The sequence below is a fragment of the Pseudomonas sp. B21-032 genome (assembly GCF_024748965.1).
Taxonomy (GTDB): Bacteria; Pseudomonadota; Gammaproteobacteria; order Pseudomonadales; family Pseudomonadaceae; genus Aquipseudomonas.
Genome location: NZ_CP087180.1, coordinates 3,906,735 through 3,931,363, shown reverse-complemented (window position 1 = coordinate 3,931,363; position 24,629 = coordinate 3,906,735). Strand labels below are relative to the sequence as shown.

At 64.6% G+C, this 24,629-nt stretch carries 18 protein-coding genes; 9 read left to right on the top strand and 9 right to left on the bottom strand.

All coding sequences use genetic code 11. The annotated features are described in order from the left end of the window. Positions 1-16 precede the first annotated feature (16 nt). Positions 17-580, bottom strand: a complete 564-nt coding sequence (locus LOY54_RS18040; RefSeq protein ID WP_258607464.1) for a hypothetical protein — start codon at positions 578-580, stop codon at positions 17-19. Positions 581-743: 163 nt separating this feature from the next. Here LOY54_RS18040 and LOY54_RS18035 point away from each other — a divergent pair, with 163 nt between their 5' ends. The 6 genes from LOY54_RS18035 to LOY54_RS18010 all read left to right on the top strand — a co-directional run bounded on the left by LOY54_RS18035 (position 744) and on the right by LOY54_RS18010 (position 4,702). After that, complete coding sequence (locus LOY54_RS18035) at positions 744-968, top strand: MbtH family protein (RefSeq protein WP_038994517.1); 225 nt, start codon at positions 744-746, stop codon at positions 966-968. 9 nt (positions 969-977) lie between these two features. Further along, positions 978-1,697: a thioesterase II family protein gene (locus LOY54_RS18030; protein WP_045194635.1), complete on the top strand. Its 720-nt coding sequence runs from the start codon at positions 978-980 to the stop codon at positions 1,695-1,697. A 63-nt stretch (positions 1,698-1,760) separates the two neighbouring features. Next, the gene (locus LOY54_RS18025; RefSeq protein ID WP_045194633.1) at positions 1,761-2,312 is read left to right on the top strand and encodes a hydrolase; all 552 of its coding nucleotides are present in this window, start codon (positions 1,761-1,763) and stop codon (positions 2,310-2,312) included. Between the two features lie 14 nt (positions 2,313-2,326). Beyond that, a complete protein-coding gene (locus tag LOY54_RS18020; RefSeq protein WP_258610731.1) occupies positions 2,327-2,821 on the top strand; it encodes a DUF1543 domain-containing protein in 495 nt (164 codons plus the stop codon). Positions 2,822-2,893: 72 nt separating this feature from the next. Next, a complete protein-coding gene (locus LOY54_RS18015) occupies positions 2,894-3,562 on the top strand; it encodes a hypothetical protein (protein WP_258594161.1) in 669 nt (222 codons plus the stop codon). 60 nt (positions 3,563-3,622) lie between these two features. Beyond that, positions 3,623-4,702: a DUF1615 domain-containing protein gene (locus LOY54_RS18010; protein WP_258607463.1), complete on the top strand. Its 1,080-nt coding sequence runs from the start codon at positions 3,623-3,625 to the stop codon at positions 4,700-4,702. Between the two features lie 81 nt (positions 4,703-4,783). On the opposite strand, the gene LOY54_RS18005 is transcribed toward LOY54_RS18010, so the two are convergent. The 8 genes from LOY54_RS18005 to LOY54_RS17970 are packed head-to-tail and all read right to left on the bottom strand — an operon-like array spanning position 4,784 to position 10,893. After that, a complete protein-coding gene (locus tag LOY54_RS18005; protein ID WP_258607462.1) occupies positions 4,784-5,704 on the bottom strand; it encodes a metal ABC transporter solute-binding protein, Zn/Mn family in 921 nt (306 codons plus the stop codon). Continuing rightward, positions 5,701-6,600 (bottom strand): metal ABC transporter permease, encoded by a 900-nt coding sequence (locus LOY54_RS18000; protein ID WP_045194622.1) that lies wholly within the window; start codon positions 6,598-6,600, stop codon positions 5,701-5,703. The genes LOY54_RS18005 and LOY54_RS18000 overlap by 4 nt, the downstream gene beginning before the upstream one ends. Then, entirely contained in the window at positions 6,600-7,349 is a 750-nt protein-coding gene (locus LOY54_RS17995) for a metal ABC transporter ATP-binding protein (RefSeq protein ID WP_258607461.1), read from the bottom strand. Before LOY54_RS17995 ends, LOY54_RS18000 begins: the two co-directional genes overlap by 1 nt. Continuing rightward, a complete protein-coding gene (locus LOY54_RS17990; protein ID WP_258607460.1) occupies positions 7,346-8,263 on the bottom strand; it encodes a metal ABC transporter substrate-binding protein in 918 nt (305 codons plus the stop codon). The genes LOY54_RS17995 and LOY54_RS17990 overlap by 4 nt, the downstream gene beginning before the upstream one ends. A 14-nt stretch (positions 8,264-8,277) precedes the next feature. After that, positions 8,278-8,847, bottom strand: coding sequence for a DUF6162 family protein (locus LOY54_RS17985; RefSeq protein ID WP_213603813.1), 570 nt, complete (start codon positions 8,845-8,847; stop codon positions 8,278-8,280). After that, complete coding sequence (locus LOY54_RS17980) at positions 8,844-9,161, bottom strand: hypothetical protein (RefSeq protein WP_408980525.1); 318 nt, start codon at positions 9,159-9,161, stop codon at positions 8,844-8,846. Before LOY54_RS17980 ends, LOY54_RS17985 begins: the two co-directional genes overlap by 4 nt. Beyond that, the gene (locus LOY54_RS17975; protein ID WP_258607458.1) at positions 9,158-9,694 is read right to left on the bottom strand and encodes a thiamine pyrophosphate-binding protein; all 537 of its coding nucleotides are present in this window, start codon (positions 9,692-9,694) and stop codon (positions 9,158-9,160) included. The genes LOY54_RS17980 and LOY54_RS17975 overlap by 4 nt, the downstream gene beginning before the upstream one ends. Then, a complete protein-coding gene (locus tag LOY54_RS17970) occupies positions 9,691-10,893 on the bottom strand; it encodes a PepSY domain-containing protein (protein ID WP_045194614.1) in 1,203 nt (400 codons plus the stop codon). The genes LOY54_RS17975 and LOY54_RS17970 overlap by 4 nt, the downstream gene beginning before the upstream one ends. A 225-nt stretch (positions 10,894-11,118) precedes the next feature. Here LOY54_RS17970 and LOY54_RS17965 point away from each other — a divergent pair, with 225 nt between their 5' ends. The 3 genes from LOY54_RS17965 to LOY54_RS17955 all read left to right on the top strand — a co-directional run bounded on the left by LOY54_RS17965 (position 11,119) and on the right by LOY54_RS17955 (position 24,627). Further along, complete coding sequence (locus LOY54_RS17965; RefSeq protein ID WP_258607456.1) at positions 11,119-20,385, top strand: non-ribosomal peptide synthetase; 9,267 nt, start codon at positions 11,119-11,121, stop codon at positions 20,383-20,385. Between the two features lie 69 nt (positions 20,386-20,454). Beyond that, entirely contained in the window at positions 20,455-21,513 is a 1,059-nt protein-coding gene (locus LOY54_RS17960; RefSeq protein WP_045194609.1) for a TauD/TfdA family dioxygenase, read from the top strand. A 9-nt stretch (positions 21,514-21,522) separates the two neighbouring features. After that, positions 21,523-24,627 carry an amino acid adenylation domain-containing protein gene (locus LOY54_RS17955; protein ID WP_258607455.1) on the top strand — a complete coding sequence of 1,035 codons (3,105 nt, stop codon included), beginning with the start codon at positions 21,523-21,525 and terminating at the stop codon, positions 24,625-24,627. The last annotated feature ends 2 nt before the right edge of the window (positions 24,628-24,629 follow it).

Sequence of the window (24,629 nt, the reverse complement as noted above, 5' to 3'; positions counted from 1 at the left end):
CAGTTGAGGCGTGTAGCTACAGATGGATTGATTCGGGGCGGGCTTCGACTGCTCCCGGGCGCTCCCAGGATAGCGCTGGCTGGGTGCGTACCAGATCGAGTCGGGTCCCGCTGAGACGATAGCTGTTCAGATGTTTGAACCAGCGGTCGCCGCTGTCCTTCTCGAAGGTAACGATGAACAGCAACAGTGATTCGTCGGCCTGTTGCCATTCGCTCTGAGCCTTTTCGAGCACAGATTCAAGCGCCGCAGCATTGCAATAGGAGATAAAGGTCGAAAACAGCGGCTGGGCTTTTCGAGCATGCAGTTTGCGGATTTCGTTGACGGTATCCTTCTGCGCTTCGATCCATTCCCATTCAATGTGCGAGACGACCTGACCATTGGGATAGGACATTACTGCATCGAGGCGACCGTTTTTTTCGTACAACGTGCGCGCTCCCAGCAGACTGCCACATTCGCGCACCACGAAGCCCACATGGGCTGTCCAGTTTGCCGGGTTGGTGTACTGGCCTGTGACGACGGGGAAGTCCTTGTACCAGTGGCAATTGAACAGAGTCATGAAGTCTTGTTCGATCTGTTGCATGCAACCCGCTCCATGGGGGATGAAAGGCATAAATGCTACTAAAAGGCCATCATCTCATCCAGAGATGTTTACTCCACTTAATTTATTGCACCTGTCGTTCGTTCTCTTGAAAGCCACCGTACGCCATTAGCGTGACGGGCCCAATCAATCGAGGAGACAGGCAATGACATCGGTATTCGACCGCGAAGACATCGTGTTCCAGGTGGTGGTCAACCACGAAGAGCAGTATTCGATCTGGCCCGACTACAAGGCGATCCCGGCGGGCTGGCGGACCGTGGGCAAAAGCGGCCTGAAAAAAGAATGCCTGGCCTACATCGACGAAGTCTGGACCGATATGCGTCCTTTGAGCCTGCGCCAGAAGATGGCCGAAACCGCTGCGGCGCAGTAAGGGGCGGCCGTGTCTGCATTGACCCTGCTGTGCCTGCCGTATTCCGGCGCCAGTGCCATGGTCTACAGCCGCTGGCGGCGCAAGCTGCCGGCCTGGTTGCAGGTGCGCCCGGTGGAACTGCCCGGGCGCGGCGCGCGCCTGGGCGAGCCGCTGTTGACCGACATGCAGGTGCTGGCCCGCCAGTTGGCCAGCGAGCAACGGCTGGCGGCCAGCCAGCCCTATGCCTTGCTCGGCCACAGCCTGGGCGCCTTGCTGGCCTTCGAGCTGGCCCACGAGCTGCAGGCGCTGGGCTGTCCGCCGCCGGTGGCGCTGTTCGCCTGCGGCACGGCCGCGCCCACCCGGCGTGAAGACTACGACGGCGGCAAGTGGCGCGAGCCCAAGAGCGATGAAGTATTGATCGACGAGTTGCGCACCTTGCAAGGCACGCCGGAAGAGGTGCTGGCCAATCAGGAGCTGATGAGCCTGACCCTGCCGGTGCTGCGCGCCGATTTCCTCTTGTGCGGGCGCTACGTATATCGCCAGCGCCCGCCGCTGCGTTGCCCCGTGCATGTGCTCGGCGGGGAAGACGACAAGGCCAGCGAAGAGCAACTGCTGGCCTGGCGCCAGGAGAGTGTCGGCGACTTCTCGCTGGAGATTTTCCCCGGTGGCCACTTCTTCATTCACGAGCATGAAGCGCGCGTGCTCGGCGTGCTCAGCGCTGCCCTGGAGCCCCATCGGCTGTCGGCTTGAGCATTGACGCAGCGCGGTCTGATGGGCGAGCCTTGGGCTTTACCCGCAACCCAGGGGCAGAGGATGTTGATCAAGCCGAACCAGGCCAGCTTGCTGGTCATCGATGTTCAAGAAAAACTCATTGGCGCGGTCAGCGACCCGGCCGGCACCCTCGCACGCACCCGCTGGCTGTTGGCGGCGACCGCTACCCTGGGCCTGCCGACGGTGTTTTCCGAACAGTATCCCAAGGGCCTGGGGCCGACCGTGGCGCAGCTCAAGGAGGCTTCGCCCGGCGCTGCGGTGGTCGAGAAGCTGCACTTTTCCTGCGTGGCTGCCGAGTGCCTGCCGGCAGCGCTGCTGGCCCGCGAGCAGGTGATCGTCTGCGGCATGGAAACCCATATCTGCGTCTTGCAAAGCGTGCTCGGCCTGCTTGAGCTGGGTAAGCAGGTGTTCGTGGTCGAGGATGCCTGCGATTGTCGCGGCGCCCACAACCGTGACGCCGGCATTGCCCGCATGCGTGCCGCCGGGGCGCAGATCGTCACCCGCGAGATGGTGGTGTTCGAACTGATGGGTAGCTCGGCCCATGAGCAGTTTCGCCACATCAGCAAGACCTACATGGTGGGCGAACAGCCGTGAGCGCTACACCTTCGATGCTGTATGTGGTGATGCTCGGCGGCAAGCACCCGCGGGCCAGGATCGAGGTGCACGATGTGGCCTTTGTCGTCGGGCCGTCGCTGGCGGCCTGTTACCCGCAGTTGCGCGAGCAGTGGTTCGGCAGCGCCAAGGGCCTGCATATCGACTCCTGGCTTGAGGTCGACGGGGTAGAGGGCTTCAAGCTGGGCTGGTCGGACCTGCAACCGGCGCCGGGCGAGCCGCGCCTGTACTTCATCAACCTTGGCGGTTACGAGCCGGGCTGCTTTGGCGAGGCGCATCACTACCTGCTGGTGGTCGCCAGCAACAAAGAGCAAGCCAAGGCCAAGGGCAAGCAGCAGATGGCCCTGCACTGGAGCAAACCGCACACTGACGCGCTGCTGGATGTCGACGACTGCGTGGCGGTCGACCAGGTCGGCGGGCGCTATGTGACGCTGCAGCCGGGGCCGCACGCAACCTTGGCCCAGTACAGCGACTACATCATCCTGTCCTGAGCCGCAGGTGGTGGTGTTGCGCGCTGCTGTGCATTACAGTGCGCGCCACTTCATTACTTACAGGATGTTCAGATGAAACCGCGTGCATTGCTGACTATCGGCTCGACCCTGGCCCTGGCCTGCCTGCCGTTGTTTGCCCAGGCCCAGGCCACCGTTGCCCAGGTCTTCAATGGTGAAATGCTCGGCACCAACCTCAAGTACTTCGAGTCGGTCGCAGGCATTGCCCGCACCAGCTTCGGTGACAAGCACACCTATAAGGTACAGGGCTGCGAAATTACTGCCGACGCCGCCGGCGGCAGCATCAACGACCTGCGCCTGCAGCTGTCGCCGACCTGCAAGGCCGACCTCAGCTCGTTCATCGGCACCTTCGCGCCAGCGGCCAACCAGCCGCTGACCATCGCCGCCCTGCATGAATCCACCGGTGGCCCGCTGGAGTTCTACGCCGACTGCCTGGAGATGTGTGGCAACGCCGCCGACCCATCGGTGTATGCCTTGTGGGAAGGGCCGCATGCGGTCGGCTTCACCCAGGTCCTGGCCGAGGTCATGCTCACCGACGACGCAGCCATCGCCGCCTCGAGCAAATGGGCAGACGAGATGAAGAAGCACAAGGGCGAAGACTTCGTCATGGAAAACCAATACAACTGCGAGCGCAGCTTCGATCCGGCTGCCCTGCAGAGCTTCAAGCCGGTGGCGATCACGGCGGTGACCATCGGCACGCAACTGAGCAAACCAGGCTGCTGATTGCAGTCGTGTCCGCGCGCCGCTACTGTGCAGCTATTGCCCGATGCGGCGGGAGGGCTTATGCAGGTAACCGGTTGGCTGGTTGTGATCAGCGCGCTGCTGGCGCTTCAGGGTTGCGTCACCCAGAGTGAAGCCCCTGAGCAGGACCCGGCCAAGGTGCGCGCGCAGATCGTGCGCCTGCTGCCGGCCAGCGCCAACGACCGTGAAGGTTGGGCGCGGGATATCCAGGGCGCCTTCGCCGCGCAGCAGCTCAGCGCCAGCAAGAGCAACCTGTGCGCGGTACTGGCGGTCACCGAGCAGGAATCAACCTTCCAGGCCGACCCGAAAGTACCGGGCCTGGGTCGCATCGCCCGGCAAGAGATCGACCGCCGCGCCGCCAGCCTGCACATTCCCAAACTGCTGATCGACGCCACCCTGCAGACCCGCTCGGCAAGTGGCAAAACCTACGGCCAGCGCCTTGATGCGGTGCGCAGCGAAAAACAGCTCAGTGACCTGTTTGACGAACTGATCGGCGCCTTGCCCATGGGCAAGACCCTGCTCGGTGGTTTGAACCCGGTGCGTACCGGCGGGCCGATGCAGGTCAGCATCGACTTTGCCGAGCAGCATGCCAAGGGTTATCCCTACACCTATGCCGGAACCATTCGCCAGGAGGTCTTCAGCCGCCGTGGCGGCATGTATTTCGGCATCGCCCACCTGCTCGGTTACCCCACCCACTATAACCGTCAGCTGTACCGCTTCGGCGACTTCAATGCCGGTTGGTACGCCAGCCGCAATGCAGCGTTCCAGAGTGCTCTGAGCCGCGCTACCGGGGTGAAGCTGGCGCTCGACGGCGACCTGATCGCGCCGGGGGCGATCATGCCCGGCAGCACCGAGCAGGCGGCCAGGCGCCTGGGGCAGAAGCTGGACTTGCGCAATGTCAGCATCCGCAACCAGCTGGAGAAGGGCGATAGCCTGGAATTCGAAGACACCCGCCTGTACAAGGGCGTGTATGCCCTGGCCGACGGTGCGGCGGGCAAGGCGGTGGCGCGGGCGCAGCTACCGGGGATCGAACTGAAAAGCCCGAAGATCACCCGCAAACTGACCACGGCCTGGTTTGCCAAGCGCGTTGATGAGCGTTATCAGCGCTGTATGAAACGTTGAGCATCGCGGGTCAAGCCCGCTCCTACAGTAGATCTGCGTACACCGGACCTGTGGGAGCGGGCTTGACCCGCGATGAGGCCCTCAGCCATTGCCTGCGACCAAAGCCCCCACCACTTGCTCGACACTGGCCTTCAACCCCGCCAGTGAATCCTGGGCATCGGTCTCCACCACCAGCAGCTTGGCCCCGGACGCGGCAATCACCTCGGCGACTTCCTTGCCCGGCTGCTTGTGATGCAGCACCAGCGCCACCTCCTGGTTCTTGAGCTCATCGCCCAGGCGCTTGAGCGCCGCCGCATCCCACTGGTCATCGGCCACCTGCGGGTGGTCGATCAGGTCCAGGTTCAGGCCGCTGACCAGGTAATCCAGGCGATCCGACAGGTTCACCACGCTGAGGTTGTCCGCTTCGGCCAGGCGCGCTTCGCTGCCGGCACTGAGCTCGAGCAACTGGCGTTTGAGCGCCGCCAGGTTGCTCTGGATTTTCGGTTGGTCGGCCGGGCTCAAGCGCCCCAGGTCGTTGGCCAGCACGTCGGCCATGCGCCCGAGGTTGCTCGGGTTCAGCCAGGGGTAGCCGGCAAAGGCATTGTTGCCCTGCACGGCGATGCCCGGCAGGGCGCCATCGACCGGGCGCGCGGCGTCGATCTCGACGATGCGGATATTGCTGCGCCGCGCCACCGGGTACAACGGGTCGTCGCTCCAGATCGAGCGCAGGCCGATCACCGCATCGGCGCCGCCAGCAGCCTTTTGCAGGCTGGCACCACCGCGGCCGCTGAAGTACGAGGGCTGGCGCGAGGCCGGAATATTCGCCGGCGCTGCCCGTTGCAGTTTTACCGAGGTGCCGTCGAGCAGGGCGCTGGCCAGGGTGTTGGTCACCGGCAGTGAGGCCAGGACGGTCACCCCGGCCGCTTGTTGTTTGGCCGCTGCCGGGGCGCTCTGGGCCAGGCTCAGGGTCGGCAGGCCGGCCAGGGCCAGGGCCAGGCACAGGTGCTGGAGTTTGAAGGTCATGCCGGGTTTCCTTGCAGGCGTGGAACAAGGCCGCGGGCGAGGGCGGCGAGGGCGAAGCAGCAGCCGGCGACGAGGATGATCGCCGCACCCGAAGGCACCGGCAGGTCGAAGACGATCGGCAGCAGGATGCCTACCAAAGTGCTCAGGGTGGCGATCAGCACCGAAGCCCAGAAAAAGCCCTTGAGCGACTGGCTGATCAAGCGCGCCGCCGCTGCCGGAATCACCAGCAAGGCGCCGACCAGAATTGCACCGATGACTTTCACCGCCGCCACCGTGACCAGGGTCACCAGCACCACGAACAGGTAGTCCAGGCTCTTCACCGCAACGCCGCGCACCGCCGCCAGTTGCGGGTTGAAGCTGGCCAGCATGATGCGGTTGTACAGCGGCAGGGCCAGGGCCAGCACCAGGCTGCCGACAATGCCGAGCACCAGCAGGTCCTGGCCGCTGACGGTCAGCACCGAGCCGAACAGCACGTTCTCGAGGATGTGCACGTTGATCTTGCCGGCCAGCATCAGCAGCAGGCTGGCGCCCAGGGCCAAGGATACCGAGAGGAACACGCCGATCAGGGTATCGGGCGACAGCCCGGTGCGGTTGCGCAGAAAGTTCAGCAGGATGCCGAACAGCAGGCAGTAGCCGAACAGGCTGCCATAGGGGCCGGTGTAGGGTTCGCCAAGCAGGATGCCAATGGCAACGCCGGTCAGCGCCGCGTGGCCGACCGCTTCGGAGAAGAAGGCAAAGCGCTTGACCACCACCAGGGTGCCAAGGCCGCCGAGCACCGGGCCGATCATCAGGCCGGCGAGCAGGGCATTGACCACAAAGCCGTAGGCCAGGGCCTCGGGCAGGTAACCGGCAGTGGCCCAGCCCTGGATCAGCAGGCGAAATTCTTCGTAGTTCATCAGGCAGTGCTCTCGCTGCGCGGGTGGATGGAGAACAGGCTGAGCAGGCGGTCCGGGGTCAGTGCCTGTTTCGGCGGCGCATCGAACAGCACCCGGCGACTCAGGCCGGTAACGCGGTCGGCCAGGCGTGCCACGGCTTCCAGGTCGTGTTCGATCCACAGCACTGTGGTGCCGGCAGCGCGCCACTCGTGCAGCAGGCGCTCGAACACCTGGATACCGGCCTCGTCCAGCGCCGACATCGGCTCATCGAGCACCAGCAATTGCGGCGCCGGGATCAGCCCCTGGGCCAGCAGCACGCGCTGGCGCTCGCCCCCGGAGAGCGCGCCCATGCGCCGCTTGCGCTTGTCGAGCATGCCGACCCGCTGCAGCGCCGCGTCGATGGCCGGCGCCACCTTGGCTGACAGGCCGAGAAAGGCCGGGCGGCGCTGGCACATGGCGGCCATAAAGTCGTCCACGGTCATTGGCAGGCCACGGTCGAATTCCAGGGCCTGGGGTACGTAGCCGATGATCTGCGGGTCGCCCGGCCAGGTCAGGGTCAACTGGCCCTGGTGCGGCATCTGCCCGAGCAGGGTCTTGATCAGCGAGCTCTTGCCGCCGCCATTGGGCCCGACCAGCGCATGCACGCTGCCGGCGGCAACGTTGAAGCTGACCTTGTCGAGGATGCGCGTGCGGCCCAGGGTCAGGTCGACCTCGGCGAAGGCAATGTCCGGCCCGCAGGCGCGGTTGAGCAGCGGCTGGGCCACGGTCATGCCTGGGACTCCTTGATCGCCCGCACCACGGTGTCGAGGTTGCGCTTCATCTCGACTTCGTACTTCTCCTTGCTGTATTCGCCGTAGGAGATGTGCGTCAGCGGGTAGATCTTCACCCCTGACTCGCGCTGGATGGTTTCGACATAGGCCGAAGGGAAGTCCATCTCCGAGAAGATCACCTTCACATCCAGAGCCTTGAGCTGGTCGATGGTCTTTTTCAGCTGGCTCGGGCTGGGCTCGATGCCATGGGCCGGTTCTACCACGGCGGTGACCTCCAGGCCGAACTCGCGCACCAGGTAATCGTAGGCGGCGTGGATGGTCGCCACGCGAAATTCGGCGCCCGGCGCTTCGGTGACCTGGGCCAGGGCTTCGGCGCGCAGCTTGCGCAGGCGCTTGGCGTAGGCGCGGGCGTTCTGGCTGTAGTACTTGGCGTTGTCCGGGTCGAGCTTGCCCAGTTCGCGGGCGATGTTGTTGACCTGGGCGATGCTGGCGCTGATCGACAGGAAGGTATGCGGGTTGACCACCTTGCCGGCGCCGCGCGCGGCCACGCCGGTGGCGGCCAGCAGCGGTACGTTGCGGTTCGATTCGATGGTGGCGATGGCGGGTTTTTCGCTGGCGGCGATCATCCGGTCGGCAAAGTCGTCATGGCCGACGCCGTTGAGCACGATCACGTCCAGGGTACCGATGCGCTTGATGTCCTCGGCCCGTGGCTCGTAGGCATGGGGGTTGAAGCCGGCCGGAATCAGCGGCACCACCTCAGCCTTGTCACCGACGATATTGCTCACGTAGCTGTAGTACGGGTGCAGGGTGATGCCGATGCGCAGCGGCTTGCCGTTATCGGCCACGGCCAGGGCGGGCAGGGCGCAGGCGAGGAACACACTTAGAAGGCGACGGGCGAGGGTGGCGCGAAACATGGGGCGTCCTTGTGTCAGTGACGATGCTGGCGGGTGACGCCGGCGTCGTAGTGGGCGGCGATCTGTTGCCAGCCGGCGGCGATCAGCGCGGCCTGGCTGAAGTCGGCAGGGGCGCTGGCGGAAGGACTGCGCTGCAGCCAGACATCAGCGACACCATCGTGGGCCTCGGGCACCAGCAAGAGGAAGCTGCCGGCCACCGTGCTGGCCTGGCTCAGGCCCAGGTAGGCGCGTTCCTGCAGCAGTTGCCAGTGGTGCTGGCCGCGGCTGGCGGCGCTGGCATCGGCGACGAAGGGCGGGAAGCCTTCTTCGGCCAGGTCTTCGACGGCCAGCAACTGTGGGGCTTCTTCGCGGCGTGCCTGGATCTCGTCGAAGGCCACCCGCAGGTCGGCATACACGCCTTGCTCCGCGGCCGTCAGGTCGCGGCGGGCATCCAGTTGGTGGGCCTCGATGCTGACCTCGTCATGCCGTTCGCCGCGCAGGGCGACGATGCCGGCGGCCACCGCCAGGATCAACAAGCTGACCAGCAGCACGTACAGGGTTTCATGCCCGGCACCGGCCGGGCGCACCACCTGCACGCGGCTCATTGCTCGATATCTGCGTAGTCGATTTCCACCACGTGGCCGGGGCCTGCGTCGAACAGCACATAGAACTCGCCTTCAGGGCGCTTGAAGGTCAGCTTGGAGTTTTCCCCCAGCTTGCCCGGCACCAGGATCTCTTCGTTGTAGCCGATCACGTCGAGGGTTACCCCGGGCGCGCCGCTACCGTCGGAAAAGCCGCCGGTGCATTCGATTTGCCCGCCATCGATCGGCTTGCATTCGCACATCGGGTTGTGGGCCATGGCCTGGCCGCTTGCGCCAAGCAGCAGCAACGCCAGCAGCAGTTTGCGCAACGTCATCATTTGCCTCCTTGTTTGTTCAGCCAGGCGACGGTGGCCGGCGAGGCCTTGCTCAGCGGCACGGCAGCCTGGTGCATGCTGCCGTCCCAGCCTTCGAGGGTGATCCAGATTTCGGCATCGGCGCGGGTCTTGGCCGGCACTGGCAGGCTGGTGCTCATGCGGTACGGGGGGCCGAAGAAAATCGTCCCGGCGGCGCGCAGGCTGCGCGGCTTGCCGATGCGCAGGTAAGCCGCCTTGACCTCGGGAATGCAGGCCTGGCACAGGGCAATGTTGAAGGCCTTGAAGTGACCGGCAGGGCCATCGGCGCGCGGTGCTTCATCGCGCAACTCGGCCAGCTGCACGCTCCACGGCCCGACCTTGATCTCGCCCAGCTCGCGCTCGCCCAGACCGCTGTCACCGCGAAACAGCGCGGCATCGGCAAAGTACTTGGGCATGAAGCCGAGCGGGATCAGCAACAGCAGGATGTTCAGGTGAAAGCGCCACTTGTGCCAGAAGCGGCTCAACGGGCTTTGCGGCGCAACTGCTGCCTTGCTCATAGGCTGGCCTCCGTGGCGGTGTCGGTAGCACTGGCGGTTTGCTTGCGCGGCCGTTGCTCGCGCTTGAGGGCGGCAGCGGTGGCCTGGGCGGTGCGCTTGGTCCAGATCAGCAGGCCGCTCAAGACCATCATCGACAGCACCAGGCCGAAGAACGCCCAGATCAGCTTGATCGCCAGGCCGCCGAAGTCACCGGTGTGCAGCGGGCGCATGGATTCGGTGACGAACTCCAGGGTCGAGCGGTCGTTGATCAGGAACTGCGCCTCGATCTTGCTGTTGTACGGGTTGACGTTGACGGTCTGGAACATCAGCGGGTACCAGCCGCGCCCGCCCAGGTAGACGTGGGCGTAGGCGTTGCCGGGCAGCGACACGAAGCTCACATCAAGGCCGGGGATCTGCTCTTTGGCGATGCGCGTGGCGTCATCCAGGCTGATGCGTGGTGCCGGTGCCCCGGATTCGGTGCGCGGCACGTCTTCGCGGGCAATCACCGGTACCACCGGTTCGGTGGAAATGGTGATGTGGTTGTCACCGAGGATCGCCTGGATCAGGAACCAGGTACCGGTGATGGAAATCACCGCAATGAACCAGATCGACCAGATGCCGCTGAGGCGGTGGAAGTCGCCCCAGAAGATCCGCGCGCCATGGTTAAAGCGCAACGTCGGCTTAAAGAAACCCTTCCAGAAGCGTTTATAGACCACCAGCCCGGTAACCAGCGAGGCCAGCATCGGCAGGCCGAGCAGCGACACCAGGTACCAGCCCCAGCTGTAGCCATTGGTGAACGGCACCAGCCACCAGCCGTGCAGGGCACGGGTGAAACCCTCGAAGTTGAACGCCGGGCTCTTGCCCTGGATCGCCCCGGTATAGGGGTTGACGTACAGGGTCGGGGCGCTGCCGTCGGGGAAGGTGACCGCCGCGGTCAGGGCAAAGTGCGAACCGTCCGGCTGGCTGATAAAGCGCACGGCCATGTCCGGCTCGGCCTTGTGCAGGGCATCGAGCACCTGCTGGAAGCTCAGCCGCTCGGCGTCGCCGTCGGGCTTGCTGGCGCGCACATCGGGGTTGGCCAGCCAGACGATCTCCTGGCTGACCACCGCCAGGGTGCCGGTGACGCAGACGATCAGGACGAAAAACCAGATCGGCAGGGCGAGCCAGCTATGGACCAGGAACCACAGCCTGGATTTGGACTTTTTCGCTTTCTGGGACATTGCAGGTGTCTTTTCAGAGAAATTGAGGTCGAGCCAATGCTCAGCCTTGGGACTGCAATAGATAAGACGAACGAGAATCGTAAAACCCGCAGGGTTAGTTGAAAGCAAATGTTTCAAAGCTCCTGGGTCATCAGCCCGATGCGCTTAATTTTCATTCGCGGTCATCCGTTTTTCTTGAATTACCGGGCCTGCAGGCTCGTTGTTCCCCTGGATGGATGAAAGTCGATGAATGCCGAAGATGCCCGCAAGCTTGCCCGCCGATTCATAGAGTTGCCGTTGGAAAAGCGCCGCATCTTTCTTCAGGGGCTGGCCCGTGAAGGGGTCGACTTTGCCCAGTTCCCGATCCCGGCCCAGGTGCCGGTGGCCGGGCAGGGCGGCTTGTCCTATGCCCAGCAGCGCATGTGGCTGTTGTGGCAACTGGAGCCTGGCAGCGCGGCCTACAACCTGCCCAGCGCCGTGCGCCTGCAGGGCAACCTGGATGTCGAGGCGCTGGAACAGGCGTTTGCCAGCCTGGTACAGCGCCACGAAACCCTGCGCAGTGTGTTTGTTCAGCAAGCCGATGAACGCCTGGCGCTGATGCCGGCTGCGCAATGGCCGCAGGTCGAGCACCTGGACCTCGGTGTGCTGGATGCCGCCGAACGTGAACAGCGCGTGCGGGACCTGGCCGAGCAACAGTCGCTGCAGCCCTTCGACCTGGCCCGGGGGCCGTTGCTGCGGGTGCTGCTGCTCAAGCTCAAGGCCGATGAGCACGTGCTATTGATGACTTTGCACCATATCGTTTCCGACGGTTGGTCGATGAACGTCCTGATTGAAGAGTTCAGCCAGTTGTACGCCGCGCACCTGGGCAAGCAGGTGCCGGCCCTGGCCGCGCTACCCATCCAGTACAGCGATTACGCCCTGTGGCAGCGCTGCTGGCTGGAAGCGGGCGAGAAGCAGCGTCAGCTCGACTACTGGCGCGCGCAGTTGGGCGAGGAGCACCCGCCGCTGGAACTGGCGCTGGATCATTCGCGCCCGGCGTTGCCCAGCTATCGCGGTGCACGCCAGCGCTTGAGCCTGGACCCGCAACTGGCCGAGGCCCTGGGCGCGTTTGCCCGCAGCCAGGGCGTGACCCTGTTCATGCTGCTGCTCGGTGCGTTCAACATTCTCCTGTACCGCTACACAGGTCAGCGTGACCTGCGCGTTGGCGTGCCGATTGCCAACCGCAACCGCAGTGAGATCGAAGGCCTGATCGGCTGCTTCGTCAACACCCAGGTACTGCGTACCCGGCTCGACGGGCAGACGACCGTCAGCCAATTGCTGGCGGCGGTCAAGGACACGGTGTTGGGGGCCCAGTCGCACCAGGACCTGCCGTTCGAGCAACTGCTGGAGGCCTTTGCCCTTGAGCGCAGCCTCAGCCACACGCCGTTGTTCCAGGTGATGTACAACCATCAGCCGCAGGTCGCCGACGTCACCACGCTGCACCTGGCGGGCGGGCTGCAGATGAGCCAGGTCGACTGGCAAAGCCGCACCACCCAGTTTGACCTGAGCCTGGATACCTTTGAGCAGGGCGGGCGTCTGCAGGCTGTAATCACCTACGCCAGCGACCTGTTCGAGGCGCCAACCATCGAGCGCATGGGCCGGCATTGGCAGAACCTGCTGGGTTCGATGCTGGCCGCACCGCACGCGCCTGTCGAGCAGTTGCGCATGCTTGATGATCAAGAGTTGCAGCGTATCGTCGTCGACTGGAACGCGACATCCGTTGATTATCCGCTGCAGCAACCGCTGCACCGGCTGATCGAAGCCCAGGTCGAGCGCAGCCCCCATGCCACGGCGTTGCTGTTTGCCGATCAAACGCTCAGCTATGCCGAGCTCAACGCCCGCGCCAACCAGCTTGCCCATTGCCTGATCGAAGCCGGCATCGGTGCCGACAGCCTGGTCGGCATTGCTGTCGAGCGTTCGCTGCAGATGGTTGTCGGCCTGCTGGCGATCCTCAAGGCCGGCGCCGCCTACGTGCCGTTCGACCCCGACTACCCGGCCGAGCGGCTGGCCTACATGATCGAGGACAGCGGCGTGCGCCTGGTACTGACCCAGGCGGCGCTGACCGAGCGCTTGCCGCTGCAGGCGGTGCAGGTGATGGTGCTGGACCAGGCCGGTGCCTGGCTGGGTGGCTACGCCACGAGCAACCCGAACATCGTCGTCGACCCGCTGCAGCTGGCCTATGTGATTTACACCTCGGGCTCCACCGGCCGCCCCAAAGGCGCCGGTAACAGCCACGCGGCGCTGGTCAACCGGCTGTGCTGGATGCAACAGGCTTATGGCCTGGAGGCCGGCGACACGGTACTGCAAAAAACCCCGTTCAGCTTTGACGTGTCGGTCTGGGAGTTCTTCTGGCCGCTGCTCAGCGGTGCCCGCCTGGCGGTGGCCGCGCCGGGCGAACACCGCGAGCCTGCGCGGCTGATTGCCACGATCGAGCGTTATCAGGTCACCACCCTGCATTTTGTTCCGTCGATGCTCCAGGCATTTATTCATGAGCCGGGTGTCGAGGGTTGTCGCAGCCTCAAGCGTATCGTCTGCAGTGGCGAGGCGCTGCCGGTGGATGCCCAGCAACAGGTGTTTGCCAAGTTGCCGCAGGCCGGGCTTTACAACCTATACGGCCCTACCGAGGCGGCCATCGATGTTACCCACTGGAGCTGTGTGGACGAGGGCCGCGACAGCGTGCCGATCGGGGTGCCGATCGCCAACCTGCGTACCCTGGTGCTGGATGCTAGCCTCGCGCCCGTACCGCCCGGTGTTGCGGGTGAGCTGTACCTCGGGGGGCAAGGCCTGGCCCGCGGTTATCACCGCCGCCCGGGGTTGACCGCCGAGCGCTTTGTGGTTGACCCGGTTGGCAGTGGCGAGCGCTTGTACCGCACTGGCGACCGTGTGCGACAGCGGGTCGACGGGGTTATCGAGTACCTGGGGCGCTTTGATCATCAGGTCAAGATCCGCGGCCTGCGCATTGAACTGGGCGAAATCGAGGCGCGCCTGGTTCAGCATGCTCTGGTGCGCGAGGCCGTGGTGCTGGCCCCGGAGGGCAAGCAACTGGTGGCGTACCTGGTGTTTGAAGGTGAGGCGCCGGACGACTGGCAAGCCCGGCTCAAGGCCTGGCTGCTGCAGAGCCTGCCCGAATTCATGCTGCCCAATCACCTGATGGTCTTGCCGGCGTTGCCGCTGACACCCAACGGCAAGCTCGACCGCAAGGCGTTGCCTGCGCCCCAGGCTGCCCCCAAAGGCGCCTACCAGGCCCCGGGCAGTGAACGTGAACGCGCCCTGGCGCAGATCTGGCAGACCCTGCTGGGGCATGAGCGCATTGGTCTGGATGACAACTTTTTTGAGCTGGGCGGTGACTCGATCATTGCCATCCAGGTGGTCAGCCGCGCGCGCCAGGCCGGCCTGCTGCTGGCGCCGCGCGATCTGTTCCAGTACCAGACGTTGCGCAGCCTGGCGCAGGCGGCGCAAGCCGGTACGGTACGCGAAATCGAGCAGGGGCCGGTGCATGGCGATGTAGCCTTGACCCCGGTGCAACAGGGCTTTTTTGAGCTGTCACTGACGCAACCGGCGCACTGGAACCAGTCATTGCTGCTCAATGCGCGGCAAACGCTGGAGCCTGCGTTGCTGGAAGCGGCGCTCAAGGCGCTGGTCGATCACCATGATGCCCTGCGCTTGCGCTTTGAGCCGCTGGGCGCGAGCTGGCGCCAGTTTCACCAGGCCCCGCCAGCGGCCCTTGAGCTGTGGCAGCGTCAGGCCGATACGCCGACCCAGCTACTTGAGCTGTGCGAAGCCGCCCAGCGCAGCCTCGATCTGCAGCAGGGGCCGTTGCTGCGGGCCCTGTTGGTGCACATGGGCGATGGCAGTCAACGCCTGTTGCTGGTGGTTCATCACTTGCTGGTCGACGGGGTTTCCTGGCGGATCCTGCTCGAAGACCTGCAGTCGGCCTATACCCGGTTGCAGGCCGGGCAAGCTGTTCAACTGCCCGCCAAGACCAGTGCCTATCAGGCCTGGTCTGTGCAGTTGCAGGATTACCTCGAGCGTGCCGGCGAGCAACTGCCGTATTGGCAAGCGCAGCTTGAGCACGCTGTGGACCTGCCCTGTGACAACCGCCAGGGCACGCTGTACAACCGCGACGCGGCAAGCATTGAAATCCGCCTCGATGTGCAGCACACCCGGCAATTGTTGCAGGACGCGGTGGGCGCTTACCGCACCCAGGTCAATGATCTGCTGCTGACCGCCCTGGCGCGGGCGGTGTGTCGCTGGACGGGGCATGACAGTGCGTTGCTGCAGTTGGAGGGCCATGGCCGCGAAGATCTGTTCGAGCACCTGGACCTGACCCGTACCGTGGGTTGGTTCACCAGTATTTTCCCGCTTCGGCTGGTGCCCGAGGATGATCTTGGGGCTTCGATCAAATCGATCAAGGAGCAGTTGCGGGCGGTGCCTGATCGAGGCCTGGGCTTTGGCGTGCTGCGTTACCTGGGGAGCGCGCAGCAGCGCGCAAGCCTGGGCGGCGATGCGCTTGCACCGCGGATCACCTTCAACTACCTGGGGCGCTTTGACAGTCAGTTCGACGAGCGCGCCTTGCTGTATCCGGCCAGTGAGCCGGGTGGTGCCGGGCAGGCCAGCGATGCGCCATTGGCCAACTGGCTGAGTATCGAGGGGCAAGTCTATGAAGGGCAACTGGGCCTGCGCCTGACGTTCAGTCAAGCCATGTTCCAGGCAAGTACCGTCCAGGTCTTGGCCGATGCCTACCTCGATGAGCTGCAAGGCTTGATCGGGCATTGCTGCCAGCTGCCAGGCGCGCAGGCGACACCGTCGGATTTCCCCCTGGCCAGGCTTGGGCAGGCGCAACTCGATCAGCTTGCGCCGCTGCTCGGCCAGGTCGATGAGCTTTACCCGCTGTCGCCCATGCAGCAGGGCATGCTGTTTCATGCCCTGTACAGCAACAACGGTGCCGAGTACGTCAACCAGCTACGGGTTGACGTCGACGGCCTGGAGCCGGAACGCTTTCGCCAGGCGTGGGAGGCGACGGTGCAGGCCCACGATATTCTGCGCAGTGGTTTTATCTGGGACGGCGGCCTGGCACAGCCGCTGCAGTTTGTCTGCAAGCAGGTCCGGCTTGATCTGCGCGAGCATGATTGGCGCGGCGATGCCGGGCTGGCGTCCAGGCTCCAGGGCCTGGCCCTGAGCCGGCGTCAACACGGCTTCGACCTGCAGGTCGCGGGCTTGTTGAACTTCGATCTGGTGCGCACCGGTGAGCAGCGGCATCACTTGATCTACACCCACCACCATATCCTGATGGATGGCTGGAGCAATGCCAGGCTGCTCGGCGAAGTGCTGGCGCGTTACAACGACCAGCCTGGCGCCTTGCCGGCAAGCCGCTACCGCGACTACATCGAGCATTTGCAGGGTCTTGATGGACGGGCGGCCCAGCAGTTCTGGACTGCGCAGCTGCAGGCGCTGGACGAGCCACTGCACCTGGCGCGCTACCTGCCCGAAGCGGGCCGGGCACAGGCCCAGGGCCTGCGTGCAAGCCTGGTCCAGCGCTTCGACGCGCAGCACACCGCGCAGCTAAGTGCCTTCGCCCGTCAGCAGAAAATCACCCTCAATACCCTGGTGCAGGCGGCCTGGTTGCTGTTGCTGCAGCACTATAGCGGGCGCCGCAGCGTGGTGGTGGGCACCACGGTGGCCGGGCGCAGCCTGCCGCTGCCGGGGATCGAGCAGCAGATTGGCCTGTTCATCAACACCCTGCCGATCATTGCCAGCCCGCGGCCCGAGCAGACCCTGGCGCAGTGGCTGGAGCAGGTGCAGGCGCTCAACCTTGCGGTGCGCGAGCACGAGCAAACCCCGCTGTTCGAAATCCAGCGCTGGGCGGGGCATCAGGCCCATGCGTTGTTCGACCATATTCTGGTGTTCGAGAACTACCCGCTGGCCGAGGCGTTGCAACAACAGCAGGGCCCGCGGTTTGGTGCGGTGGCGAACCAGGAGCAGACCCACTACGCGTTGTCGGTGGCGGTGAGCGTGGGCGATGAGCTGCAGCTCGATTACGACTATGCCTGCGACGCCATCGGCGAGCAGGCGCTGCAGGGCCTGGCCGAGCATTTGCGCACTGTGCTCGAGCAATTGCCGCACGCGTTGTCGACGCCGCTGGGCGAACTGCAGATGTTGGCGCAGGCCGAACGCGAGGCGGTGTTGCAGCGGGCTCAACCTGAGCCGCCGGTGGACGTGCCGCCGTTGGCTATCCATGACTGGGTGCGGCAGCAGGCGGCGCGCACGCCGCAGGCCTGTGCCGTCGAGTATGCCGGCCAGCGCCTGAGCTACGAGCAATTGAACAGCGCAGCCAACCAGTTGGCAGTCCGTTTGCGTGAGGCTGGGGTAGGGGCCGAGGTGGTCGTCGCCATTGCTGTCGAGCGAAGCCTGGAGATGATCATTGGCTTGCTGGCGATCCTCAAGGCCGGTGGCGCCTATCTGCCACTGGACCCCGGTTATCCGCAGGCGCGCATCCGCTTCATGCTCGACGACAGCGCCGCGCGCTTGTTGCTCGTTCAGCCGGGCCTTGCGCTGGACGTGCCGGCGGGCGTTACCCGCCTGGTGCTCGACAGCGCAGCCTACGCCGGGCCGCCAATCGCCGATGTCAGCACCTGCCTGCACCCGGACAACCTGGCCTACATGATCTACACCTCAGGCTCCACCGGCACCCCGAAAGGCGTGCAGGTGCGGCACGGGGCGCTGGCCAATCACATGCACTGGATGCAGCGCACCCTGCAACTTGAGCCTGCCGACCGGGTTCTGCAAAAGACCGCCCTGAGCTTCGACGCTTCGGTCTGGGAGTGCTGGCTGCCATTGATCTGCGGGGCGCAACTGGTCATTGCCGAGCCGGGCTTGTCAGCCGATATGTCCAGGCTCTGGGCCCGGGTCGAAGCACTGGGCATCACCATTGTCCAGGCGGCGCCTTCGCTGCTGCAGGCGGTACTGCCGGCGGCGACGGCGCAGAGCATGGCCAGCTTGCGCTATCTGATGGCAGGGGGCGAGGCCTTGAGTGCAACCCTGGCCAACCAGCTGTTGCAGCGCTGGCCGGGTACGCTGGTCAACCTCTACGGGCCGACCGAAGCCACCATCCAGGTCACCTTCGCCATGCTCACCGGGGCGCTGGAACGGGTCATGGTGCCGATCGGGCGGCCGCTCGATAACGTCCGGCTGCTGGTTTTGGGGCCGGCCCTGCAGCCAGTGCCTGCGGGCGTGGTTGGCGAGTTGTGCATTGCCGGCGACGCACTGGCGCGGGGTTACCATGCGCGGCCCGGGTTGACGGCCGAACGCTTCGTGCCGGACCCGTTCGCCGCGCAACCTGGCGGGCGCCTGTACCGCACTGGCGATCTGGGCTGCTACGCGGCAGATGGGCAGATCGAGTATGCCGGGCGCGCCGATCATCAAGTCAAGGTCCGTGGCTTTCGTATCGAAACCGGTGAGATCGAGCGTCATTTGCTGGCCGATGCGCGGGTCCGTGATGCGGTGGTTGTGGCCCAGCAAGAGCAAGGTGTACAGCAGTTGGTGGGCTACCTGGTGGGGGCCGACCGGCAGCTGTTCGAGGACGCGGCGCAGGGCCAGCAACTGTGCAGCGAGTTGCGCCAGTCCCTGGCTTTGAACCTGCCGGCGCACATGCTGCCGACACGCCTGAGCGTCATTGCCCATCTGCCCTTGACCCCGAACGGCAAGCTCGACCGCAAGGCCTTGCTGGCGCTGGCCGACAGCAGCGTCGCCAGCAAGCCTTATCGGCCCGCCAGCACCGCGCTGCAGCAGCAGGTCGCCCAGGTCTGGCAGGAGGTCCTCAAGCTTGAGCGGGTCGGGCTCGACGACCAGTTCTTCGAGCTGGGCGGCCATTCATTGCTGGCGACCCAGGTGATCAGTCGACTGCGCCATGAACTGCAGCTGGACCTGCCTTTGCGCGCGCTGTTCGACAGCCCGTCGCTACAGGCATTCGTCGAGCAGTTACCGGCAACCGGAAGCCGACGCGTGCTGCCGGACTTGCATGGGGTCGATGCTTCGCAGCCGCAGCCGCTGTCTTATGCTCAGCAGCGCTTGTGGTTCCTCTGGCAACTTGAACCGCAAAGTTCGATGTACAACATTCCGCGCGCGCTGGAGTTGCTCGGCCCATTGCAGGTCGAGGCCGTGCGCCTGGCCTTCGAAGCCCTGGTTGCGCGCCACGCGGTGCTGCGCACGACGTTCTTTGAGGATCAGGGCGAAAGCTGGCAGCGGGTCCAGGCGCACTTGCCCGTGCCGTTCGAGAGTGTCGATCTGCAGGCCCTGGACAGCGCCAACCGACAGGTGGTGCTGGCGCAACAGGTGCAGCAAGAGGCCCTGCGCCCCTTCGACCTGCAGCGTGGGCCGCTGTTGCGGGTGCAGTTGCTGTGCACCGAGCCAGAGCGCCACGTGCTGCTGGTGACGCTGCATCACATCGTCGCCGACCACTGGTCGTTTGCCATTTTGATCCGCGAGTTCAGCGCGCTCTACCAGGCATTTGCCACCGGTGTGGCGCCTGGCTTGAGCGCGCCAGGCCTGCAGTACCTCGATTTTGCGGTGTGGCAGCGTCAATGGCTGGCGGCTGGGGAGCATGACCGGCAGTTGCAGTACTGGCAGCAGCAACTGGGCAGCGAGCATTTCTTCACCACCTTGCCGGCCAGTGGCAGCGGCGCATCCGCCGATCAGCAGCAAGACTGCGAGGTGTACGAGTTTGCCCTTGAGCAGGGCTTGAGCGAGCGCTTGCGTCAGTTTGCCAAGGCACAGGGCCTGACCCTGTACATGCTCCTGCTGGCCGGCTTTGCCCTGGTCGTCAGCCAGCGCTGTGGCGCTGCCCGGGTCCGCCTGGGGACGGATGTCGCCAACCGAAATCACGCCGGCGTTGAAGAAATGGTCGGCTTCTTCGTCAATCAATTGGTACTGCAACTCTCGGTAGATCAACAACAGACGATCGGCAGTTTCCTGGCGTCCTGCCGCACCACGGTCATCGGTGCTTCGGACCATCAGGACCTGCCGTTCGATCGCCTGGTGGAGGCGCTGCGGTTGCCGCGTCGTTCAGGCAAGTCGCCGTTGTTCGCGATCAAATTCATCTACCAGGAACAAGGGGCGCAGCCGGTGGCTATCGATGGGCTGCAGATCAGCCCCTGGGCCGCGGGACAGGCGGCGGCGGAGCTGGACCTGATCGCCGAGTTCGTCAACTCGTCGACGACCATCGGGGTTGGCTTCAAATGCATTGCCGGGCTGTACGAAAGCAATGACATGGCCTGTCTGTTTGCGCAGACGGCCTTGGTACTCGAACAGATGATTCAGGCGCCAGAGCAACCGCTCCAGGCTCTGCTCGACGCCTCGCGGGCCGTGCAGGAGCAGGCCGGCAAGGATCAGGCGCTAGCGCGCAGAACGCAATTGCTGCAGCAGCACCCGATTCGTCGGCGCTCGCCGCAGCGCGCAGGCAGTAACCAGGTGAATTGAAGCAGCGCCCGGACGGATCTATCGATTGGCTTTGCCGCCAATGTCGAATCAGCGAATGGAAGGTGTTAAATGTCGGATTTCCAGTCTCACGTCATACCGGCACTGGCCAAAGGCAGAAGAAAGAGCCTTGGTGCCAGCGCCCAGCAGTTGGTGGCGTTTTCGCCGCTGCTGGAAGGCGGCTCTATGCCCTTGCTGTGTCGCCCGACCGTACCCGGCGTGGGCCTGGTGCAATGGGCCAGCGAAAACCGCGAACTGATCGAGCAACAGCTGGACAAGCACGCGGCGATTCTTTTTCGTGGTTTCGATGTACAGGACATTGAAACCTTCAACCGCTGTGTCGATGTGATCTCCGGCGGCGCGCTCGAGTACCTGTTCCGGGCTTCGCCACGTACCCAGATTACCCGCAAGTTGAATGTCTACAGCTCCACAGACTACCCGGCGGTGGAGAAGATCTTCCCGCACAACGAGCACTCCTATTCGCCAGTATTTCCCTTGCACCTGTATTTCTACTGTGACCTGGCGTCACAGACCGGGGGCGAGACGCCCTTGGGTGATACACGGCTGATTCTCGATCGGATCGATCCTCAGGTGCGTGAAGCGTTTGCCCGCAAAGGCGTGCTGTATGTGCGCAACTATGGGGATGGCATGGGCTTGCCGTGGCAGACCGTGTTCCAGACCGAAGACCGCGAGGCGGTTGAAGCCTACTGCCGCAAGATCGGCGTCGAGCCGCAGTGGAAGCCCGGTAACCGGCTGCGCACGCGCCAGCGCGGTCCGGCCATGGTCCGTCATCCGCGTACGGGCGAGACGGTCTGGTTCAATCACGCGACCTTTTTCAATGCGCTGACGCTGCCAGACAGTATCCGCACCAGCCTGCTGGCCGAGTTCGCGCCGATGGACCTGCCGCAGAACACCTTCTTCGGTGACGGCTCGGCAATCCCCGAGCACTACATCACCCACCTGCAACAAATCTATCGAGAGGTCATGGTCGAGTTCCCCTGGCAGCAGGGCGACGTGGTGATTCTCGACAACATTCTTACGGTTCACGCGCGCAACGAATACACCGGGCCGCGAAAAATACTCACTGCAATGGCTATCGCGCTGAACAGCGTCGATGTGGCAATTGGTTAAGGATTCCCCATGAACGCTCCAGTCGACCCTTCCGAAGTTTTCCAGGTTTCCGCCCAGCAAGCGTCCATTCTCGATGCCCAGCAAGCCCGTGGCACGATCCTCGGCGCCCAGTTGATCATGACGTTCGATGCCCCCATCGATCGCCAGCGGCTCGAGCAGGCGGCGATTGACCTGAGTGAACGGCACGAGATCCTGCGCACCGAGTACCGAAACATGCCGGGGATGAAACGTCCGGTTCAGGTGATTCATGCCCAGCCGCGCCTGTGTCTGCTGTCGGTGGCGCCGGGCACCTTCGAACAGGCGGGTCCAGCGTGCCTGGCGCAATTGGCAAACCACAGCCTGGTGCTGGGCCTGGGCAGTGGCGAGGATGCACACCGCTTACGAGTCGCTGCGCCCCTGGCGAGCCTGGATGAGGTTGCCCTGGGCTTGCTGGAGGAGCAATTGCGCGCGCTCTACCAGGGGCAGTCGCTGGCCCCCTTCGACGGGTTGCAATACGCCGACTACGCCGATTGGCAGACCGGTCTTGCGCAGGAGGACATCGGCCGCAAGGGGGGTGAGTTCTGGCGCAATCTGTACCGCGACATGCAGGTCGACTCGCGTCTGCCTTATGAACGGCTCACCCCGTTCATGGGGGCATTGCAGCAACACGAGCAGCATTTGCCAGCGGTTGTGCCGGCGCTGCGCACCCTGCGCCAGCAATGGCGACTGGACTCGGACGCAGCATCACTGCTGTTGCTCTGGGGGCTGTTCGTCGGTCGCCTGAGTGGCCGCGAGCATTGGCTGGTGGCCTGCGCAATGAGCGGGCGCAACGAGCAGTTGCACTCTACCCTGGGGCATCTGGCCTGGCGTTTGCCGGTTGCCTTCAGTCGCCAGGCTGATCTGTCCGTGGACGGCTACGCCGAGCACTTTGCCGCGCAGCTGCAGTTGAGCCAGTCCTGGCAGGACTGCTTCAACGAACTGGACATGCTCGGTGGCCAGGGCGCGGGGCTGGACTTCGGTTTTTCCTGGGCTGATCAGCCGCTTGAGGGGGGCCGGCTGGATCGCCCCAGCCTGGAAAAACTCCACCTGCAGGTAGCTCCCAGCGGTGATGATCTGCTGTTGCGCCTGCTGTCGCCGACCGGCTCATTCAGCGCCGAACTGGGGTGCGCCTGGCTGGCTCAGTTTGCTGAGTTCGTCACTCAAGCCGTGGCTGACCCCCGGCAAGCAGCACAAAAGGTTGCCCTGGTGGATGCCGCCCAGGCCCGACCGTTGCAGCAGGCACTGGATCGCAGTCTGTCGCTGGGCGAGAGCGCCAGCCGCCAGTTGCACCAGTTGTTCGAGCGCCACGCGCAGCAGCATCCCGAACGGACAGCGATCCAGATCGGCGAGCAGCAGGTCAGTTATGCCCAGCTTGAGCGCCGTGCCAACCAGCTGGCCCGCGTTCTGAACCAGCGCGGAATCGGCCGTGAGGCGATTGTTGGCGTCTACGGCGCACGTTCGGTGGAGATCATCGTGGCGTTGCTGGCTATCCTCAAGGCGGGAGCGGCGTACCTGCCGCTGGACCCGCAGTATCCGGCGCAGCGCCTGGCCTTCATGCTCGAGGACGCTGGGGTAGAGTGCCTGATTGCCTTGCAGGCGCTTGATCCGGCTATCGCCATGCCGGCGACGACAACCCTGCTCAGCCTGGATGACGAGGCGCTCGATCAGGTCGATGACAGCCCGCTGGCCAGTTGCGGCGAGGCGGATGACCTGGCGTACGTGATCTACACCTCAGGCTCCACCGGCACACCCAAGGGGGTGATGGTCAGCCACGCCAATGCGCTGGCCTCGACCCAGGCGCGGGTGCAGTTCTATCAGCAGCCGGTGCAACGCTTCCTGATGCTCTCGTCGTTCTCGTTCGACAGCTCCGTGGCGGGGATTTTCTGGTCCCTGGGGCAGGGCGGCAGCCTGTGCCTGCCGCTTGAGCAGGCGCACAAGGACCCTCAAGCCATTGCCCAACTGATAGAGCGCCAGGCCATCTCGCACTTTCTCGCCCTGCCGTCGCTGCACGCCCAGGTGCTTGAGCATCTGCAGGCGGCGCCCGCGTTGCGTTGCGCCATTGTTGCCGGCGAGGTCTGTCCTCCCGAGCTGCTGCGCCGCCACCGCCAGGCACTGCCGGGGGTAACGCTGGTCAACGAATACGGGCCCTCGGAGAGCACTGTCTGGTGCTGCGCCTACCAGGTGGCGCCAGGGGATCGCGTTGATCACGAACTGCGCGTCGCCATCGGCGAGCCCATTGCCGGCACTCGCCTGTATGTGCTTGATGATCAACAGCGCTGGGCGGGGGTTGCCCAGGAGGGTGAGTTGTACGTTGCCGGTGCCGGGCTTAGCCGGGGATATCTCAACAGGCCCGGGCTGACGGCCAGCCGCTTCGTTCCGGATCCGTTCGCCAGCGAGCCGGGCCAGCGCTGTTATCGCACCGGCGACCTTGCCTGTGTGCGCGCCGACGGCCTGGTCGATTACCTCGGTCGGCTGGATCATCAATTGAAAATTCGTGGCCACCGCATCGAGCTGGGTGAGATCGAAGCGCTGCTGGGTTCGCAGGAGGGCGTGCGCGAGGCGGTGGCCATCGCCCGCGACACCGCCGCCGGCAAGCAACTGGTGGCTTATGTGGTGTTGGCCGCCATGGCCGATGCGCAGCCGCGGACCGTGCAATTGCTGGGACTGTTGCGAGAGCAGTTGCCTGAGTACATGGTGCCCTCGACGTTGCAGGCGGTGCAAAGCCTGCCCCGTACCCCCAATGGCAAGCTTGACCGGACCGCCCTGGCTGCGCGGGCATTGGACGGTGTTGCCTACGTCGCGCCGGGCAATGAGCTCGAGCAATTGTTGGCCGAGGTCTGGCAGGAGGCTTTGCAACTGGAGCGGGTGGGCATCAACGACAACTTCTTTGCCCTGGGCGGGCATTCGTTGCTGGCCACGCGGATTCGTTCCCAGGTTCAGGCGCGGCTCAATGTCACCTTGCCGCTCAAGGTGTTCTTCGAGGGCGAAACCGTGGAGCTGCTGGCCCGGCAGATCGAGATGCACCGTGACGAGGCGGTCAGCGAAGACAAGGTCCAGGCGCTCGAAGCGCTGTTTGCCGAGGCTCAGGAGCAATGAGC

Excerpts from the sequence above, each read along its gene's own strand:
- LOY54_RS18040 (WP_258607464.1), bottom strand. The coding sequence starts at position 580 with ATGCAACAGATCGAACAAGACTTCATGACTCTGTTCAATTGCCACTGG.
- LOY54_RS18035 (WP_038994517.1), top strand. The coding sequence starts at position 744 with ATGACATCGGTATTCGACCGCGAAGACATCGTGTTCCAGGTGGTGGTC.
- LOY54_RS18025 (WP_045194633.1), top strand. The coding sequence starts at position 1,761 with ATGTTGATCAAGCCGAACCAGGCCAGCTTGCTGGTCATCGATGTTCAA.
- LOY54_RS18020 (WP_258610731.1), top strand. The coding sequence starts at position 2,327 with ATGCTGTATGTGGTGATGCTCGGCGGCAAGCACCCGCGGGCCAGGATC.
- LOY54_RS18015 (WP_258594161.1), top strand. The coding sequence starts at position 2,894 with ATGAAACCGCGTGCATTGCTGACTATCGGCTCGACCCTGGCCCTGGCC.
- LOY54_RS18010 (WP_258607463.1), top strand. The coding sequence starts at position 3,623 with ATGCAGGTAACCGGTTGGCTGGTTGTGATCAGCGCGCTGCTGGCGCTT.
- LOY54_RS18005 (WP_258607462.1), bottom strand. The coding sequence starts at position 5,704 with ATGACCTTCAAACTCCAGCACCTGTGCCTGGCCCTGGCCCTGGCCGGC.
- LOY54_RS18000 (WP_045194622.1), bottom strand. The coding sequence starts at position 6,600 with ATGAACTACGAAGAATTTCGCCTGCTGATCCAGGGCTGGGCCACTGCC.
- LOY54_RS17995 (WP_258607461.1), bottom strand. The coding sequence starts at position 7,349 with ATGACCGTGGCCCAGCCGCTGCTCAACCGCGCCTGCGGGCCGGACATT.
- LOY54_RS17990 (WP_258607460.1), bottom strand. The coding sequence starts at position 8,263 with ATGTTTCGCGCCACCCTCGCCCGTCGCCTTCTAAGTGTGTTCCTCGCC.
- LOY54_RS17985 (WP_213603813.1), bottom strand. The coding sequence starts at position 8,847 with ATGAGCCGCGTGCAGGTGGTGCGCCCGGCCGGTGCCGGGCATGAAACC.
- LOY54_RS17980 (WP_408980525.1), bottom strand. The coding sequence starts at position 9,161 with ATGATGACGTTGCGCAAACTGCTGCTGGCGTTGCTGCTGCTTGGCGCA.
- LOY54_RS17975 (WP_258607458.1), bottom strand. The coding sequence starts at position 9,694 with ATGAGCAAGGCAGCAGTTGCGCCGCAAAGCCCGTTGAGCCGCTTCTGG.
- LOY54_RS17970 (WP_045194614.1), bottom strand. The coding sequence starts at position 10,893 with ATGTCCCAGAAAGCGAAAAAGTCCAAATCCAGGCTGTGGTTCCTGGTC.
- LOY54_RS17965 (WP_258607456.1), top strand. The coding sequence starts at position 11,119 with ATGAATGCCGAAGATGCCCGCAAGCTTGCCCGCCGATTCATAGAGTTG.
- LOY54_RS17960 (WP_045194609.1), top strand. The coding sequence starts at position 20,455 with ATGTCGGATTTCCAGTCTCACGTCATACCGGCACTGGCCAAAGGCAGA.
- LOY54_RS17955 (WP_258607455.1), top strand. The coding sequence starts at position 21,523 with ATGAACGCTCCAGTCGACCCTTCCGAAGTTTTCCAGGTTTCCGCCCAG.